The 15,822-nt window shown below is 57.9% G+C and carries 12 protein-coding genes; 4 read left to right on the top strand and 8 right to left on the bottom strand.

The window, feature by feature from the left end:
- Positions 1–208: 208 nt before the first annotated feature.
- The 4 genes from aspS to ACRZ9U_RS03365 all read right to left on the bottom strand — a co-directional run bounded on the left by aspS (position 209) and on the right by ACRZ9U_RS03365 (position 4,461).
- On the bottom strand, positions 209–1,984 hold the full coding sequence (gene aspS / locus ACRZ9U_RS03380) for an aspartate--tRNA ligase (protein ID WP_170401763.1): 1,776 nt from the start codon (positions 1,982–1,984) through the stop codon (positions 209–211).
- Between the two features lie 79 nt (positions 1,985–2,063).
- Positions 2,064–2,735 (bottom strand): type II CAAX endopeptidase family protein, encoded by a 672-nt coding sequence (locus ACRZ9U_RS03375; RefSeq protein WP_170392349.1) that lies wholly within the window; start codon positions 2,733–2,735, stop codon positions 2,064–2,066.
- On the bottom strand, positions 2,732–3,379 hold the full coding sequence (locus tag ACRZ9U_RS03370) for an aminotransferase class IV family protein (RefSeq protein WP_170392351.1): 648 nt from the start codon (positions 3,377–3,379) through the stop codon (positions 2,732–2,734). Before ACRZ9U_RS03370 ends, ACRZ9U_RS03375 begins: the two co-directional genes overlap by 4 nt.
- Complete coding sequence (locus tag ACRZ9U_RS03365; protein ID WP_170401766.1) at positions 3,334–4,461, bottom strand: aminodeoxychorismate synthase component I; 1,128 nt, start codon at positions 4,459–4,461, stop codon at positions 3,334–3,336. Before ACRZ9U_RS03365 ends, ACRZ9U_RS03370 begins: the two co-directional genes overlap by 46 nt.
- Positions 4,462–4,638: 177 nt before the next feature.
- Between ACRZ9U_RS03365 and carB the strand changes: the two genes are divergently transcribed.
- Positions 4,639–7,983: a carbamoyl-phosphate synthase large subunit gene (gene carB / locus ACRZ9U_RS03360; protein WP_170401770.1), complete on the top strand. Its 3,345-nt coding sequence runs from the start codon at positions 4,639–4,641 to the stop codon at positions 7,981–7,983.
- Between the two features lie 102 nt (positions 7,984–8,085).
- Positions 8,086–8,496: a VOC family protein gene (locus tag ACRZ9U_RS03355; RefSeq protein ID WP_170401773.1), complete on the top strand. Its 411-nt coding sequence runs from the start codon at positions 8,086–8,088 to the stop codon at positions 8,494–8,496.
- Here ACRZ9U_RS03355 and ACRZ9U_RS03350 read toward each other — a convergent pair whose 3' ends face one another.
- From ACRZ9U_RS03350 to ACRZ9U_RS03340, 3 genes are read right to left on the bottom strand one after another with little or no spacing between them, the layout of a single operon-like run.
- Positions 8,497–11,538, bottom strand: coding sequence for an efflux RND transporter permease subunit (locus ACRZ9U_RS03350; protein WP_170401776.1), 3,042 nt, complete (start codon positions 11,536–11,538; stop codon positions 8,497–8,499). It abuts the gene before it with no gap.
- Positions 11,539–11,548: 10 nt separating this feature from the next.
- Entirely contained in the window at positions 11,549–12,586 is a 1,038-nt protein-coding gene (locus ACRZ9U_RS03345; RefSeq protein WP_170401780.1) for an efflux RND transporter periplasmic adaptor subunit, read from the bottom strand.
- Positions 12,583–13,050: a MarR family transcriptional regulator gene (locus ACRZ9U_RS03340; RefSeq protein ID WP_170392361.1), complete on the bottom strand. Its 468-nt coding sequence runs from the start codon at positions 13,048–13,050 to the stop codon at positions 12,583–12,585. The genes ACRZ9U_RS03345 and ACRZ9U_RS03340 overlap by 4 nt, the downstream gene beginning before the upstream one ends.
- A 154-nt stretch (positions 13,051–13,204) precedes the next feature.
- Between ACRZ9U_RS03340 and ACRZ9U_RS03335 the strand changes: the two genes are divergently transcribed.
- Both ACRZ9U_RS03335 and ACRZ9U_RS03330 read left to right on the top strand, forming a co-directional pair.
- Positions 13,205–14,329 (top strand): beta-ketoacyl-ACP synthase III, encoded by a 1,125-nt coding sequence (locus ACRZ9U_RS03335; RefSeq protein ID WP_170401784.1) that lies wholly within the window; start codon positions 13,205–13,207, stop codon positions 14,327–14,329.
- Positions 14,330–14,486: 157 nt separating this feature from the next.
- Complete coding sequence (locus ACRZ9U_RS03330) at positions 14,487–15,245, top strand: hypothetical protein (protein WP_170401787.1); 759 nt, start codon at positions 14,487–14,489, stop codon at positions 15,243–15,245.
- Between the two features lie 93 nt (positions 15,246–15,338).
- Here the strand turns inward: ACRZ9U_RS03330 and ACRZ9U_RS03325 are convergent, their stop codons facing one another.
- Entirely contained in the window at positions 15,339–15,800 is a 462-nt protein-coding gene (locus ACRZ9U_RS03325; RefSeq protein WP_170392365.1) for a hypothetical protein, read from the bottom strand.
- Positions 15,801–15,822 lie beyond the last annotated feature (22 nt).

Genomic DNA, 15,822 nt, shown 5'->3' with positions numbered 1-15,822 from the left:
CGCATCGATCCTTTGCATCTGGGTCTACCGCCTGACACGACAGACGGCCAGGAGCATCCGCAATCGTCGGGATGCCGCAAATCCACTGGATTGAGTTGAGCTTGTTTTGAGACCACCACGCAACTCCGATTTGCGTGGCGCGGCGAATACACCGATTGTATTGCACTGCCCCAAACGTAAACCGCCCGCTCAGGGCGGGCGGCTAGATTTAGTCTTGCGGGATGATCCTGAGACCCAGTTCCATCAACTGATCCGAGGTCGGATCGGATGGCGCATCCATCATCAGGTCTTCGGCGCGCTGGTTCATCGGGAACATCATGACCTCGCGGATGTTGGCCTCATCCGCCAGCAGCATCACGATCCGGTCGATACCTGCGGCACAGCCGCCGTGCGGCGGGGCGCCGTAGTGGAAGGCATTGAACAGTGCGCCAAAGCGGGACTTCACTTCGTCTTCACCATAGCCCGCCAGTTCAAAGGCTTTCAGCATGATCTCGGGTTTGTGGTTCCGGATGGCACCCGAAACCAATTCGTAGCCGTTACAGGCCAGATCATATTGGTACCCGCGTACGTCCAGAGGGTTGCCCTGCAAAGCTTCCATCCCGCCCTGCGGCATCGAGAAGGGGTTGTGTTCGAAATCAATCGCACCGGTTTCTTCGTCCTGCTCGTAGATCGGGAAATCGACGATCCAGGCAAAGGCAAAGCGGTCTTTCTCGGTGAGATTCAGTTCATCTCCGATCACGTCACGGGCCTTTCCGGCCACCTTTTCAAAGGCTTTTGGCTTACCACCCAGGAAGAACGCGGCATCACCGACGCCCAGACCCAATTGCTGACGGATCGCCTCGGTTCGTTCGGGGCCGATGTTCTTGGCCAGTGGACCTGCGGCCTCCATACCCTCGCCCTGATCACGCCAGAAAATGTAACCCATACCGGGCAGACCTTCTTTCTGGGCAAATGCGTTCATACGGTCACAGAATTTGCGGCTGCCACCGCTCGGCGCTGGGATAGCGCGGATTTCGGTGCCTTCCTGCTCCAACAGCTTCGCGAAAATCGCGAAGCCAGAACCGCGGAAGTGGTCAGAGACCACTTGCATCTTAATGGGGTTCCGCAGGTCAGGCTTGTCGGTGCCGTACCATAGGGCTGAGTCCTTGTAGGAAATCTGCGGCCACTCCTGATCGACCTTGCGCCCGCCCCCGAACTCTTCGAACACACCAGTCAGCACGGGCTGGATGGTGTCGAACACATCCTGCTGCTCGACAAACGACATCTCTAGATCGAGTTGATAGAAATCGGTGGGCGATCGGTCTGCACGCGGGTCTTCATCGCGGAAGCAGGGTGCAATCTGGAAATATTTGTCGAAGCCCGACACCATGATCAGCTGTTTGAATTGCTGCGGGGCCTGCGGTAGGGCGTAGAACTGGCCCGGATGTAGTCGCGAGGGGACCAGAAAGTCGCGTGCGCCTTCGGGCGACGATGCGGTAATGATCGGTGTCTGATATTCACGGAATCCCTGATCCCACATCCGGCGGCGCATAGATGCGACAACGTCCGAGCGAAGGGTCATGTTTTGCTGCATCGCCTCGCGTCTTAGGTCGAGGTAGCGATAGCGCAGACGTGTTTCCTCGGGGTATTCCTGATCGCCGAACACCATCAACGGCAATTCGTCGGCAGCACCAAGAACCTCCAGCTCACGCACATAAACCTCGATCTCGCCTGTCGGCAATTTCGGGTTAATGAGATCAGCGTCGCGGGCTTTGACAGTGCCGTCGATGCGGATGCACCACTCGGACCGTACCTTTTCCAGTTCAGCAAATGCCGCACTATCGCCGTCGCACAAAACCTGGGTCACACCGAAATGGTCGCGCAGGTCGATGAACAGTACGCCGCCGTGATCTCGGACACGATGCACCCAACCGGACAGGCGGACGGTTTCACCGACATTGGCGGCGGTCAGAGCGGCGCAGGTGTGGCTGCGATAGGCGTGCATGGATCATATCCCTTCGGGCGCAGAATTCGTCGCGCCGATACACCCCGTCAGGCTTGGAAAGTCAAGGCGGGTCGCGCCGTCAAAACGGCCTTTGCACGTTGCCCGAGTAGAAATAGACGCCCAGCCCTGCCGCAAAGATAATATTACCGGCAATTGCGTGCAGAAGAACTGCATAAAAGAATGATCCGCGCTTGCGGTAGGCCCAGGTGAACAGGAGGCCTCCGACGAAAGTCATGATGGCTACTACCCAGCTCCAGTACATGAGGTGCGCAAGCGAAAACAGGCCAGCGTTCAAAAGGTATGCGGCCCGCCCTTCAGGTAGGATCGCGTGATAGCGTCGGAAAAAGAGAGAGCGGAAAAGCAGCTCTTGTGGCAGAGCGGACAACAACGGGTAGCCGATACAGATGAATATCAACATCTCTGGCCGATGCAGCAGCAAAACAAAGGCTGCATCCGGTCGCGCCCACAGCACCAGGGCGGAACAGAAGGCAGCCATGAACAGGGTAAATGCAAAGACTTCGGTCCACGACCAGTTTCGCCAGCCATACCGAAGCTCCGCCCAGGAAAAACCGGGCGTATCCTGCAGCAGCAGTATGCCCAGTCCGGTAAACGCAAAAAGCGAGGGGAACATCCAGTTTGGCGGGAACAATGTCGCGATGGCTATGGGAACCGCCACAAAAAAGAGCACAAACTCAATCCTGAGGCGTGAGTTGGTAACAGGGGTCTCCACCCATTCGGTATTTTTGCTCAAGGTGCCACAAGCTCCGCACGGATCAGCCCCCGAAGGGAATTTCCACAGTGGATAGATTGCGCGTTTTTTAGATCGGTCAAGGTCAGAACGGATTCGGTAACTTCTTTATTATCCAACAATTCCTCGCGCAAAACCCCGGGAAGCAATCCGCATCGCAGTGAAGGCGTCAGTCGTCTGCCGTCGGGCATGGTCAGGAACAGGTTCGTGATAGTGCCCTCGCAAAGCTCATCCCGTTCGTTCAAAAACAAAAGCTCATCAACTCTTAGCGGCAAGCCCGCCCGCGCCATGTCATAGACGGCCCGTCGGGTCGTTTTGTAACCCAGCCAGATATCCGATGATGATAGTCTCTGTTTGGCCAAATCCACACGCCAGACGGACGGATTGGCAGCCAATTCTCCGGACGTCAGTTCAAATTTACCATCCGCGTCCAAGGTCAAACGGCAGCGCAATGCAATCTCACCCAAACTCGCATCCAAAATCGTCCAAGCGGCGGTTCGGTCAAAATCAATGCCGAACTTCTGTGCTGTGCGCGCCATGCGGGCCAAATGACGATCAAGCCTGACGAACCCCTGCCCCGGCCTGTAGGCCAAAGTTTCGATCAGACGGAAATCAGGCTCAGTTGGTGGGCGAAGCGGGCTTTCCATAGCGCCTCCTCATATTCCGATGGCGCGGTGCTGTCCCAGACCAGCCCGCCGCCTACGTTAAGGGTCGCCTTGCCGCCTTCAACCATGAGGGTCCGGATGGCCACGTTGAATTCCGACCGACCGTCCGGGGCCGCCCAACCGATGGTTCCGCAGTAAACATCGCGAGGCCAAGGTTCCAGTTCGGACAGGATCTCCATCGCGCGAATCTTTGGCGCTCCGGTGATTGATCCGCACGGGAACAAGGCGGTCAGAATATCAGAAAGGCCTACGCCAAGGTGTAACTGCGCCTGCACAAGCGAGACCATCTGATGGACAGTCGCATAGGTCTCAACCTTGAACAGCTCGGGTACTTTCACCGATCCGGCCAGCGCGACCCGGCTAATATCGTTGCGCAGCAGATCGACGATCATCAGATTTTCGGCCCGGTTCTTTTCATCCGAAGACAGGAAAGCGCGTCGACGCTCGTCTTCGACTGGGTCCTCGCTGCGCGGTTGAGTTCCCTTCATCGGGCGCGTTTCGATCCGGCCCTCGGCGTCGGTTCGGAAAAACAGTTCGGGCGAGCGGCTCAGCAGATCAGGCAGCCCCTCCTGCTCAACCAAGGCGCCGTGGCCGACGGGTTGACCAGCCGCAAGCGCCGCATAAAGCGCAACGCTGTCTCCGGTTACATCGAGATCAATTGGGAAGGTCAGATTTGCCTGATAAATGTCACCCGCACCAATCGCCTCATGCACTGTACGAAAGGCCTGCGTATATCGCGCCTCGTCCCAGCGGGGCTGAAACGCAGTGACACTGCCCGACGCCTTTGGCAGTCCAACGCGATCCGGTGCGTCAAACACACCGAAACACAGTAGTGGCAGGCGTCGTCCTTCTGGCAGCCGGTCTGCCAGACGTGGTTCCAGCACGTAGCCCAGCTCATAACTTGCGTATCCTGCCAGCCAGGCCCCATCCGCGCGCGCCTGATCCAGCGCCGCCAGAGCCTGGGGCACCTCCGCCGCGTTATCCGCGCGGATAATCCGGGACGGACGCTCAAACCGGGTTCCGCGCCCAGCTGGTCCTTGATCGAAACGAATACGCAATTGCATCCTCATTTGCCGTGCTGCGCGGTATAGAGAATAGCGCGCCAAGGGAAAGAGGGGAAAGCGGCAATTTCAAACCCGTTTCCGATACCTCTTGCACCTTTTCGCGCGGTCCCTATAACGCAGGACAATTTGGGCGCTGGGGCGGTGCCCTGACTCGCGGACAATTGAAGGGGCCAAGCCATGCCGAGAAGAACCGACATCCAGTCGATCATGATCATCGGGGCAGGCCCCATTGTTATCGGTCAGGCCTGCGAGTTCGACTATTCCGGCGCTCAGGCATGTAAGGCGCTGCGCGAGGAAGGCTATCGGGTCATTCTGGTGAACTCGAACCCTGCAACGATCATGACCGACCCGGGGCTAGCCGATGCGACCTATATCGAGCCGATCACGCCCGAAGTTGTCGCCAAGATCATCGAAAAAGAACGCCCCGATGCCCTACTGCCCACTATGGGCGGACAGACCGGCCTGAACACCTCGCTGGCGCTGGAAGAGATGGGCGTGCTGGATAAGTTCAACGTCGAGATGATCGGCGCCAAGCGAGACGCGATCGAAATGGCCGAAGACCGCGCCCTGTTCCGCGAGGCGATGGATAGGTTGGGCATCGAAAACCCCAAAGCCGAGATCGTGACGGCCCCCAAGGATGAGAACGGCAAGAAAGATCTCGACGCCGGTGTGGCACTGGCGCTTGAAACCCTCGAAACAGTTGGTCTGCCCGCCATCATCCGCCCCGCCTTTACGCTGGGCGGCACCGGCGGCGGTGTCGCATATAACCGCGAGGATTATATCCATATTTGCCGCTCGGGTATGGATGCGTCCCCCGTCGGTCAGATCCTGATCGATGAAAGTCTTCTGGGGTGGAAAGAATACGAGATGGAGGTGGTGCGCGACACCGCTGACAACGCCATCATCGTGTGTTCCATCGAAAACGTCGACCCGATGGGCGTGCATACCGGTGACTCGATCACCGTGGCCCCTGCCCTGACGCTGACCGACAAAGAATACCAGATCATGCGCAATCACTCGATTGCGGTGCTACGCGAGATCGGCGTGGAAACCGGCGGGTCAAATGTGCAGTGGGCGATCAACCCGGTTGATGGTCGTATGGTCGTGATCGAGATGAACCCGCGTGTGTCCCGCTCTTCTGCGCTGGCCTCGAAGGCGACCGGTTTCCCGATTGCCAAGATCGCCGCAAAACTGGCCGTTGGGTACACGCTGGACGAGCTAGACAATGACATCACCAAGGTCACCCCGGCCTCGTTCGAGCCGACCATCGACTATGTTGTCACCAAGATCCCGAAATTTGCCTTTGAGAAATTCCCCGGTTCCGAACCCTACCTGACCACCGCGATGAAGTCGGTGGGTGAGGCCATGTCCATCGGCCGCACCATTCACGAATCGATGCAAAAGGCTCTGGCCTCGATGGAGTCGGGTCTGACAGGCTTTGATGAGATCGAAATCCCCGGTCTGAACGTCGGAGTCTGGGAAGAAGCCGACGACAAGGCCGCCGTGATCAAGGCGATCAGCCAGCAGACCCCCGATCGTCTGCGCACAATCGCGCAGGCCATGCGTCACGGCCTGACCGACGATGAGATTTTCGGCGTCACCAAGTTCGACCCGTGGTTCCTGGCCCGCATTCGCGAGATCATCGAGGCCGAGCGTCAGGTGCGCAAAGATGGTCTGCCGGTTACCGAGGACGGTATCCGCAAACTGAAAATGCTTGGATTCACCGACGCGCGTCTGGGCAATCTGACCGGCCGTGACGAAGACAACGTCCGCCGCGCCCGCCGCAATCTGGGTGTGAACGCCGTCTTCAAACGCATCGACACCTGTGCGGCTGAGTTCGAGGCGCAGACCCCCTATATGTACTCGACCTACGAAGCCCCGATGATGGGTGAGGTCGAATGCGAGGCACGTCCAAGCGACCGCAAAAAGGTCGTCATCCTTGGTGGTGGTCCGAACCGGATCGGCCAGGGCATCGAGTTCGATTACTGCTGCTGCCACGCCTGTTTCGCGCTGACCGAAGCCGGATATGAGACCATCATGGTCAACTGCAACCCCGAGACGGTCTCAACGGACTATGACACCTCGGACCGTTTGTATTTCGAGCCGCTGACCTTCGAACACGTCATGGAAATCCTTACGAAGGAACAGGAAGCCGGCACGCTGCATGGAGTGATCGTTCAGTTTGGCGGGCAGACCCCGCTGAAACTGGCCAATGCGTTGGAGGCTGAAGGTATCCCGATCCTCGGTACCACGCCCGACGCGATCGACCTCGCCGAAGATCGTGAGCGTTTCCAGGCGCTGGTCAATGAACTGGGCCTGAAGCAGCCCAAGAACGGCATCGCCTCGACCGACGAAAAGGCGCTGGAGATTGCCGAAGATATCGGCTTCCCGCTGGTCATCCGCCCCTCCTATGTTCTGGGCGGCCGCGCGATGGAAATCGTGCGCGATATGGATCAGCTACGCCGCTACATCAATGAGGCCGTAGTGGTATCCGGCGACAGCCCGGTTCTTCTGGACAGCTATCTGGCCGGTGCGGTCGAACTGGACGTGGACGCGCTGTGCGACGGTAACGACGTGCATGTTGCAGGCATCATGCAGCACATCGAAGAGGCCGGCGTGCACTCGGGCGACTCGGCCTGTTCGCTGCCGCCTTATTCGCTGTCGAAAGAGATCATCGAACAGATTAAGGATCAGGCGTTCAAGCTGGCCAAGGCGCTGAATGTCGTCGGCCTGATGAACGTGCAGTTCGCCATCAAGGATGACGAGATTTACCTGATTGAGGTCAACCCTCGTGCCAGCCGCACCGTGCCTTTTGTGGCTAAAGCCACTGACAGCGCCATTGCCTCTATCGCTGCGCGTGTAATGGCCGGTGAGAAACTGGCGAACTTCCCGAAACGCCCCCCTTACAAAACGGTCGATGACACCAAAATCGCCGACCAGATGACGCTGGCCGACCCCGACATGCCATGGTTCTCGGTAAAAGAAGCCGTTTTGCCTTTCGCCCGCTTCCCCGGCGTTGACACCATCCTGGGCCCTGAAATGCGTTCGACCGGAGAGGTCATGGGCTGGGATCGCGACTTCCCGCGCGCTTTCCTTAAAGCACAAATGGGGGCCGGTATGGTGCTGCCCAGCGCAGGTCGTGCGTTTATCTCGATCAAGGATGCTGACAAAGGGCCGGATATGCTCGAAGCAGCGCGTGTTCTGGTTGAGCAAGGCTTTGAGCTTGTTGCGACCCGCGGCACACAAGCCTGGCTGACTGAAGAAAGTGTGCCGTGCGGCGTGGTCAACAAAGTGTACGAAGGCCGCCCGGATGTGACCGACCTGATGAAGGACGGCGGCGTGCAGCTGGTCATGAACTCGACCGAAGGCGCACAGGCGGTGGAAGACAGCCGATCAATCCGGTCGATCGCGCTGTATGACAAGATCCCCTATTACACCACAGCCGCAGCAAGCTATGCCGCCGCGCTGGCGATCAAGGCGCAGGCCGAAGGCGATGTTGAGGTGAAATCGCTGCAGGGCTAAGCCCCGGCAACGGTATGAATGAATGGACCCCGGCCTCGGCCGGGGTCTTTTTTCTTCCCCTCCTTGCACATCGCCCACATGATGGGCGGGGAAGGAGTGCTCATGGACCTCTACACCACATACGGAAGCAACGACCTGCCTCGGGCCATCCGCTTTTATGATGCGATCTTCGCGGTTCTTGGCCAGCCGCGCCTGCCCGGTTGGATTGATGGCTGGGCCGGATGGGGTTCCGACCCCGACAGCGGCACCGGGTTTTGGATCTGCAAACCTTTTGACGGAGCCCCCGCCAGTACCGGCAATGGCACGATGATCGCCTTTCCCGCCAGAAGTGCCGATCAGGTCCGGCGTTTCCATGCCACGGGTTTGAAAAACGGCGGTGCAGATGAAGGCAAACCTGGTGTCCGCCCCCATTACGAGCCCGGATTCTATGTGGCCTATCTGCGCGACCCCGATGGCAACAAGCTATCCTGTTTTTATTACCATTATGATCCAAAGGAGGATTCGGGCGGATGATCAACCAGCAGCCAGACGTCGCTTTTCTTCACGGTTGAAAAACAACATGTAGAAGACAGGTGCGGCAACCATGGTCAGGATCGTGGCAAAGGCCAGACCGCCCATGATTGTGACTGCCATGGACACAAAGAACGCATCCGTCAGAAGCGGTGCCATCCCCAGAATCGTCGTGATCGCCGCCAACATTACCGGGCGCAGACGCGAGACAGAGGCCTCTACAATCGCAGGACGCAGGGCTTTACCAGTAGCGCGGACCAGATCGATTTCTTCGACCAGTACAATGCCGTTCTTGATCAGCATGCCTGAGAGACTTAACAGCCCCAATAGCGCTGTGAAGGTGAAGGGCAGGCCTGTTCCAAGCAGACCGATAACCACGCCATTTACGGACATCGGGACCAGTAGCCAGATAATGACCGGTTGCCGGATTGCATTGAACAGCAATACGGAAATCAACACCATAATCAGCAAGCTCAGCGGCAACTGCCGCCCAAGGCTGGCCTGCGCATCGCCTGAATCCTCGAACTCGCCCCCCCATTCCATACGATAGCCGATCGGCAGTTCCATCGCTTCAATGGCACTGCGTACTTCGGAGTGGACCTGCGCGGCGGTCATGTCAGGGGGGATGTCTGCTCCAACAGTGATGGTCAACACCCGGTCACGGCGATGAACCAGCGTATTGAGCGCCTTGTAGTCGAAGCCATCCACCATCTGCTCGATTGGAACGAAACGTTCCGACTGATCGGAGTAAACCACCTGATCGACGATCGAATAGTCCCCATCCGCCGGACGGCGCAAGATGATCGGGATCTGGCGGTCGCGCTCGCGCAAAACGCCGCCCGTGATGCCATCGGTCGAAAACTGCAACGTAGCCGCAATGTCTTCGCGCGATACGCCTGCTGTTTGGGCGCGCTCGGTGGCATAGATCGGCTGCACGGCCAATTCCTGCTCACGCCAGTCGTGATGCACATGCAGCGCATTCGGAGATGCGGCTGACATGCGCTGTACCGCTTCTTCGGCCAGTTGACGCAGAACAACCGGATCACTACCCGAGAACCGAGCCTGGATTGGATCGCCGCCACCGGGACCAAAAATCAAGCGTTTGGTGCGGAATTCGCCTTCGGGGAACTGGGCCGAACCGAACTCCTCAAGATCGGCTTGCAAGGCAGGAATATCGTCCAAAGTCTCGGTGCGGATGATCATATGTCCATAGCTTGGGTTTGGCTTCTCGGCAGCGTAGGTCAACATGAACCGCGTGGCACCCTGCCCGACGAATGTGGCAACCGAGACGACGTCATCACGTTCGGCCAGCCAGTCCTCGAATACGGCCATATCTTCCGCCGTGCGGGCGATCGGCGTGCCTTGTGGCAGCTTGTAGTGCACGAAGAACAACGGCGTGTTCGAGTTTGGGAAGAATTGCTGTTTCATCAGTCCAAAGCCCGCAAAACAGACGACTGTGACCCCGATCAACCCGGCCACTACCAGCCATCGGAACCGAAGCGCCCAGTTCAGGATTGCACCGTAGACGCGGAACAGGATGCCGCCATAGGCATCCACCTCACCCTCTTTGCCCTGCTTGAAGAAATAGTGTCCGAGCAAAGGTGTCACCGTGATCGCCAGAACCCAGCTCAGCAGTAGTGAAATGCCGATCACGGCAAATAACGAGAACAGGAACTCCCCGGTCGCGTCAGGACTGAGCCCGATCCCGGCAAAAGCCATGATCCCGATCACCGTCGCGCCCAGAAGTGGGATCTGCGTTTTTGACGCAACCTCTTCCGCAGCATCGCGCGAGGATTTTCCCCGCAACATCGAAATCTGCATCCCTTCGGCCACAACGATGGCGTTGTCGACCAGCATCCCCATGGCGATGATCAGAGCGCCCAGCGAGATCCGTTCCATCTCGATCGAGAACATCGACATGAAGAGCAAAGTACCCACAACGGTCAGCAACAAGGTGGACCCAACGACAATTGCGGCGCGCCAGCCCATGAAAATGCCCAGAACCGCAACAACGATGCTGACTGACATAGCGAGGTTCAGCAGGAAGGCGTTCGAGGCCTCATCGACAACAACATGCTGCTGATAGATGGGCAGGATTTCGACACCAAAGGGGATTTCGGAATCCAGTTCGGCCAGTTTGGCATCTGCACGCTGCCCGACTTCGACGATGTTTTCAGTGGCCAGCCCAGCGATACCCAGCGTGAAAGCTTCAGCGCCGTTGAATCGGATCATGATATCGGGGTCGTTCTGCCGCCCGCGATAGACATCTGACATATCAAACAGATTGATCACCTGCCCCTGCGATCCAACCGACAGGCCGGCGATCGCCGACACGCTGTCCGAGCCCTCGGCCGTCAAGATCGTGGTGCGGTCACTATTGGATCGCAGCGAACCCGAAGCGTTGACCGAGTCCGCGTTTGCGATAGCTTCGTTGATCGCCTGCAGCGGAACGTTCTGATTGACCGAGATCGACAGGTCCGGCTCAATAAAGATCGCCTCATCCGGCAAGCCCTGAACCTCGACATCTGCAACACCGCTTACCGTCAGCAATTCGCGGCGAAGGAAGGTCGCCAGTTCGTGCTTCTCGGCGTCAGAAAACCCTTCTGCCGTAACGGCATAGAACAGGCCGAACACATCCCCGAACCCGTCATTCACATAAGGCGCACCCACGCCCGAAGGCAGACCGCGTGCTGCATCGCGCACCTTGGCGCGCAGACGGGTCCAGATGTCGGGCAACTCACTGCCGTCATAGGTGGATTTAATCTCAACCTCGATCAGCGACTGTCCCGGCTGGTTGACCGAGGTGATGACATCCACCTCGCCCATCTGCTGAATGGTAGATTCCAGCGGTTCTGAAACCTCCAGCGCTACCTGTTCGGCAGTCGCACCGGGGTATTGCGTGGCGATCACCGCCTGTTTGATGGTGAAGGCCGGGTCTTCAAGGCGACCTAGCGACGTGAAACCCCAAATGCCGCCGAACAGGGCAATCAGGATGAACAGCCACGTATAGAGAGGCCGGTCGATCGAAGCGCGTGCGATGCTCATGAAACCGCCCTCAGTTCGAGAAGCCGACAAAGCGGCGGACAGTTTGACCATCGGACAATGCACCCCCACCGGCGACGACGATTTGGTCTCCATCCATCAGGCCGGTGAGCACGCGGACATCACCGCTCTGCGTAGGTTCAACAGTCACGGGAACCCGGCGGACGGTGCCTTCGTCGGCGCCAGCAGGCGAGAAGACCAGAACGCCCAGCGCGCCGCTGGCATCAGCAACTACAGCCGTTGGCGGGATGATGATACCGGTGCGTTCATCCTGCACCTGCACCGTGACGGTCACGGAGGAACCGGGAAGAATCTGCAATCCCTCGGGCGGTGTCAAACCGAACTGGATGCGAAAGGTCTGGCCCACGCTTGAGGATTCAGCATCGAATTCCCTTATTTCCAGCGGAAAGATCTCATCGCTGACAGGGAACTTGGCAGTAATCGTGATGTCGTCCTGCTGTCCGGACCGCTGAAATAGGATTTCGGGCACATCCACCTCGATACGCAGTTCAGACATATCGTGAATCCGCACGATCGGAGTACCCGCAGAAACAGTTGTAAACGCCTCAACTGCACGGCTTGAAACCAGCGCGTCGAACGGAGCGGTCAGCGTCGCATGCTCCAACTCATATTCTGCATCTCGAACCGCAATCGCAGCCAGTTGCGCAGCTGTTTCGGCATCATCGACGGCAACCTGGCTGGCTGCGGTTCCACGCAGACGCGACAGGCGGGCGAGTGTTCGATCCGCCTGATCTTTTTGCAAGCGCGTCCGGTCGCGCTGCAGTTCGAACGGTTCCTGATCGAGGCGGGCAATCAACTCACCCTTTGGGATTACAAAGCCTTCGGTCACAGGCATCTCAACGATCTGCCCTGCGACCTGAAACGCCAGATCAACTGTCTGACGAGCGGCGATCCGACCAAAGAATTGGCGCGAAAAGCCGGGAGAGGTTTCGCTTACCTGCATCAGTTTCACAGGCTTGGCAGGCTCTTGCGCCATGGCAGGCGCAGTCAACAAGGACAGTGCGAGGCAAACAGAGGTCAGGAGTTTCATTTCGTCAATCCCTCGGGAATTCCGGTTTTCAGAATGTTGTCACGGATTTTGTGAGCCAGCCGTGCGAACTCGGCGGTTTCTTCGGTGTTCAGACCCGATGCGCTGTGGAAAAGCTCACCCGCCACGGCCACCAGCATATTGCGGGCCTCTTCGCCCTGTTCGGTCAGCACCAAAAGCCAGGCGCGACGGTCTTCGGGATCACGCTGTCGGGTCAGGTGCCCCGCCAGTTCAAGTGCATCGGCGGTCGCCGTAATCGTTGACGGCACTGTCAACATATCTGCGGCCAGCACTCCCATACGTTTGGGCGCATCGAGCTTGATTAGCATGTGGCATTCCTGATGGCTCAGGTCTGTTTCGATGCTGTCAAAGCTCTCTTCCAGTTTCCAATAAAGCGCGTAGACCCCCATCATCGCCTGAATCTCAGGGCTGAGGCGTCCTAACCGCATGCTGATATCGTCTGACATGAATCTTTTCCGTGCGAGTCGCGGCGAAATATACTTCGAATTTTGAACTATTCAAGTTATGAAGCGAGAGGCGGTGCATTCCCTTAGGTCAACACGTCTTGATCAATACGAATAGGGACTGCATTTTGTGCAGATCATGAACTCAGGGCCAGCCATGTACACTCCTGCCATCACCGGGACCGGTGTCTATACACCAGAAAACATAATCACCAACGCTGAACTGGTGGAAGCGTTCAATGCCTATGCCGACCGGATGAACGTCGAAAACGCGGATGCGATTGCAGCGGGCGACATGGAACCGATGCAGCATTCCTCGGAAGAGTTCATCCTGAAGGCCTCAGGGATCGAGAACCGGTATGTGATGGACAAGACCGGTGTTTTGAACCCCGAGATCATGCATCCCGCGCTACGCCAGCGTTGCGACGACGAGCCTGGGATCATGACCGAGATGGCGGTGGATGCGTGCCTTAAGGCGCTAGCACAAGCGGGGCGCAGCGCCGAGGATGTCGATTTGGTGATCTGCGCCGCTTCGAACCATGAACGTGCTTATCCTGCAGTTGCGATCGAGATTCAGCAGGCATTGGGGATCAGCGGATTCGGGTTTGACATGAACGTGGCCTGTTCCTCGGCCACATTCGGCATTCAGGCGGCGGCGGATATGGTGCGCTCGGGCTCGGTCCGGGCGGCGCTGGTCGTCAACCCCGAGATCTGCTCGGGTCATCTCGAGTGGCGCGACCGGGATTGCCATTTCATATTTGGCGATGTCGCGACCGCGACGCTGATCGAGCGGATCGAAGACGCCCAAGGCCCACATTTCGAGATTGTCTCGACCCGGTGCGCAACTGCGTTTTCCAACAATATCCGCAACAATAACGGCTTCCTCCGCCGATCGCGCCCCGATGGTCTGGTGGATCGCCGCGACATGCAGTTCATGCAGAATGGTCGCAAGGTGTTCAAAGAGGTCCTGCCCATGGTCAGTAAACATATCAGTGACCATATGGAGGCAGAGGGCATCAGTAGTGATGATCTAAAACGCCTCTGGCTGCATCAGGCCAACAAGACGATGAACGACTTCATCGGTAAGAAGGTTCTGGGGCGTGAGCCAGAACCGGGTGAGCAACCCAACATTCTGCAAGACTACGCCAATACCTCATCCGCCGGGTCGATTATCGCCTTCTCAAAGCATTCCGATGATCTGGATGCGGGCGATGTGGGCCTGATTTGCTCGTTCGGAGCCGGGTATTCGGTGGGTTCTGTGATCGTCAAACGGCATCAATAAGCGCGCGCCTTAACTGCGCTGCTGGAATCGCTGCAAGACCAAACCGCTTTCTCAAGAATTATTCAGACGGGCTCAACCGCTCCTTCATCTCTGACCGACACATCAAGATCCGGATGCCCTGTGCATCCGAGTGATGTAGTTATGGGAGCCCGCTGTTATGGGAAATAATACTCGCGTTGGACTGGCCGCCTTGGTCGCCGCACCTTTCATTGGGGTCATGGCGTCCGGCGCGGCAATCGCAGAACCGCAAACCTGCACGGTCAACACCGCGCGTGTTGCCGCCAATGAAGGCGATTTTGACACGCTCTGCGGCTGTTCGCAGGTCACGCGAGGGTTTGTATCACATCTGCAAAAACGATCTGATTTTGCTTCGATCCTGCAGAACACCTCGGCGCAATGCCCCGGTCTGACTCAGTTGTTGAGCGATCTGCCCACTGCGTCGATTTCCAACACCAATGCCGGTGAAGAGCGCAGCAGAGATCCATCCTCCAATTCCGTTGGCTCGAGTGAAAACGGAAGCTCGGGCAACGGCGGCGGGAGTTCCGGCGGCAACGGTGATCCGGGTGATGGTGGAAGCAGTCCTGGCGATGGAGGCGGTAAGGGCGGTGGCAAAGGTGGCCACGGCGGAGGTGACAAACCCGGCAAAGGCGGCGGCAAAGGCGGTCACGGCGGTGGTGACAAACCCGGCAAAGGCGGCGGCAAAGGCGGTCACGGCGGTGGTGACAAGCCCGGCAAAGGCGGTGGTAAAGGCGGTCACGGCGGTGGTGATAAGCCCGGCAAAGGCGGTGGTAAAGGTGGCCACGACGGTGGTGACAAGCCAGGCAAAGGCGGTGCCAAAGGCAATAACGGTGGCGGCAACGGACCAGAGGGGGCAAGCCCCGGGCGCGGCAAGAACGCCAACAATGATGAACGCTGAATATTAATCTGCCCAGCAGACAAACAAAAAGGCGGCACATGGGCCGCCTTTATTTTGCGCATTCACAACAATTCAGTACAGGGACATGACACCTTAACTGACGCTTTCCTCTTCCAGATGCAGCTTCATTTCGATCAGAACCTGTTGCAGCATACTGGTTTCTTTCAGCAGCCGCTTCGCCTCGTTCACCGTGATGATGCCATCTTCTATCGCCGACTGGTATTCCGTCATCAGCATGGCAAAACGTTGGCTCAGCGCAATGACATCGGAATTTACCCCGCCCGTACGTGGGCTGTCCGAGTTTCGTCCATCGTAAGAAAGCGTGATATTCTTCAAATCCGCCAATGCCGCAGTCACGTGTGGATAGGCAGCCGCGTTTTCCAACCGGGCAACAGCATCCACCGGCATGAACCGGTCAGAATGTTCTGCGTTGTCTGAATAGTACCTGCCAAGCGTGGCTTTGGATTTCCCGGTGATCTCGCACGCTGCTTCGATTCCGACATCCTTAACCAATGCTTCGGTATGCTTTTTCAGATAGGCCCCGATATCTGCCATTTTGCTACCCTTGTTACCTGCG

This window comes from Ruegeria sp. D7, assembly GCF_056534355.1.
Note: the sequence above shows the minus strand (reverse complement) of the source record. Positions and strands in the feature narration are given on the sequence as shown.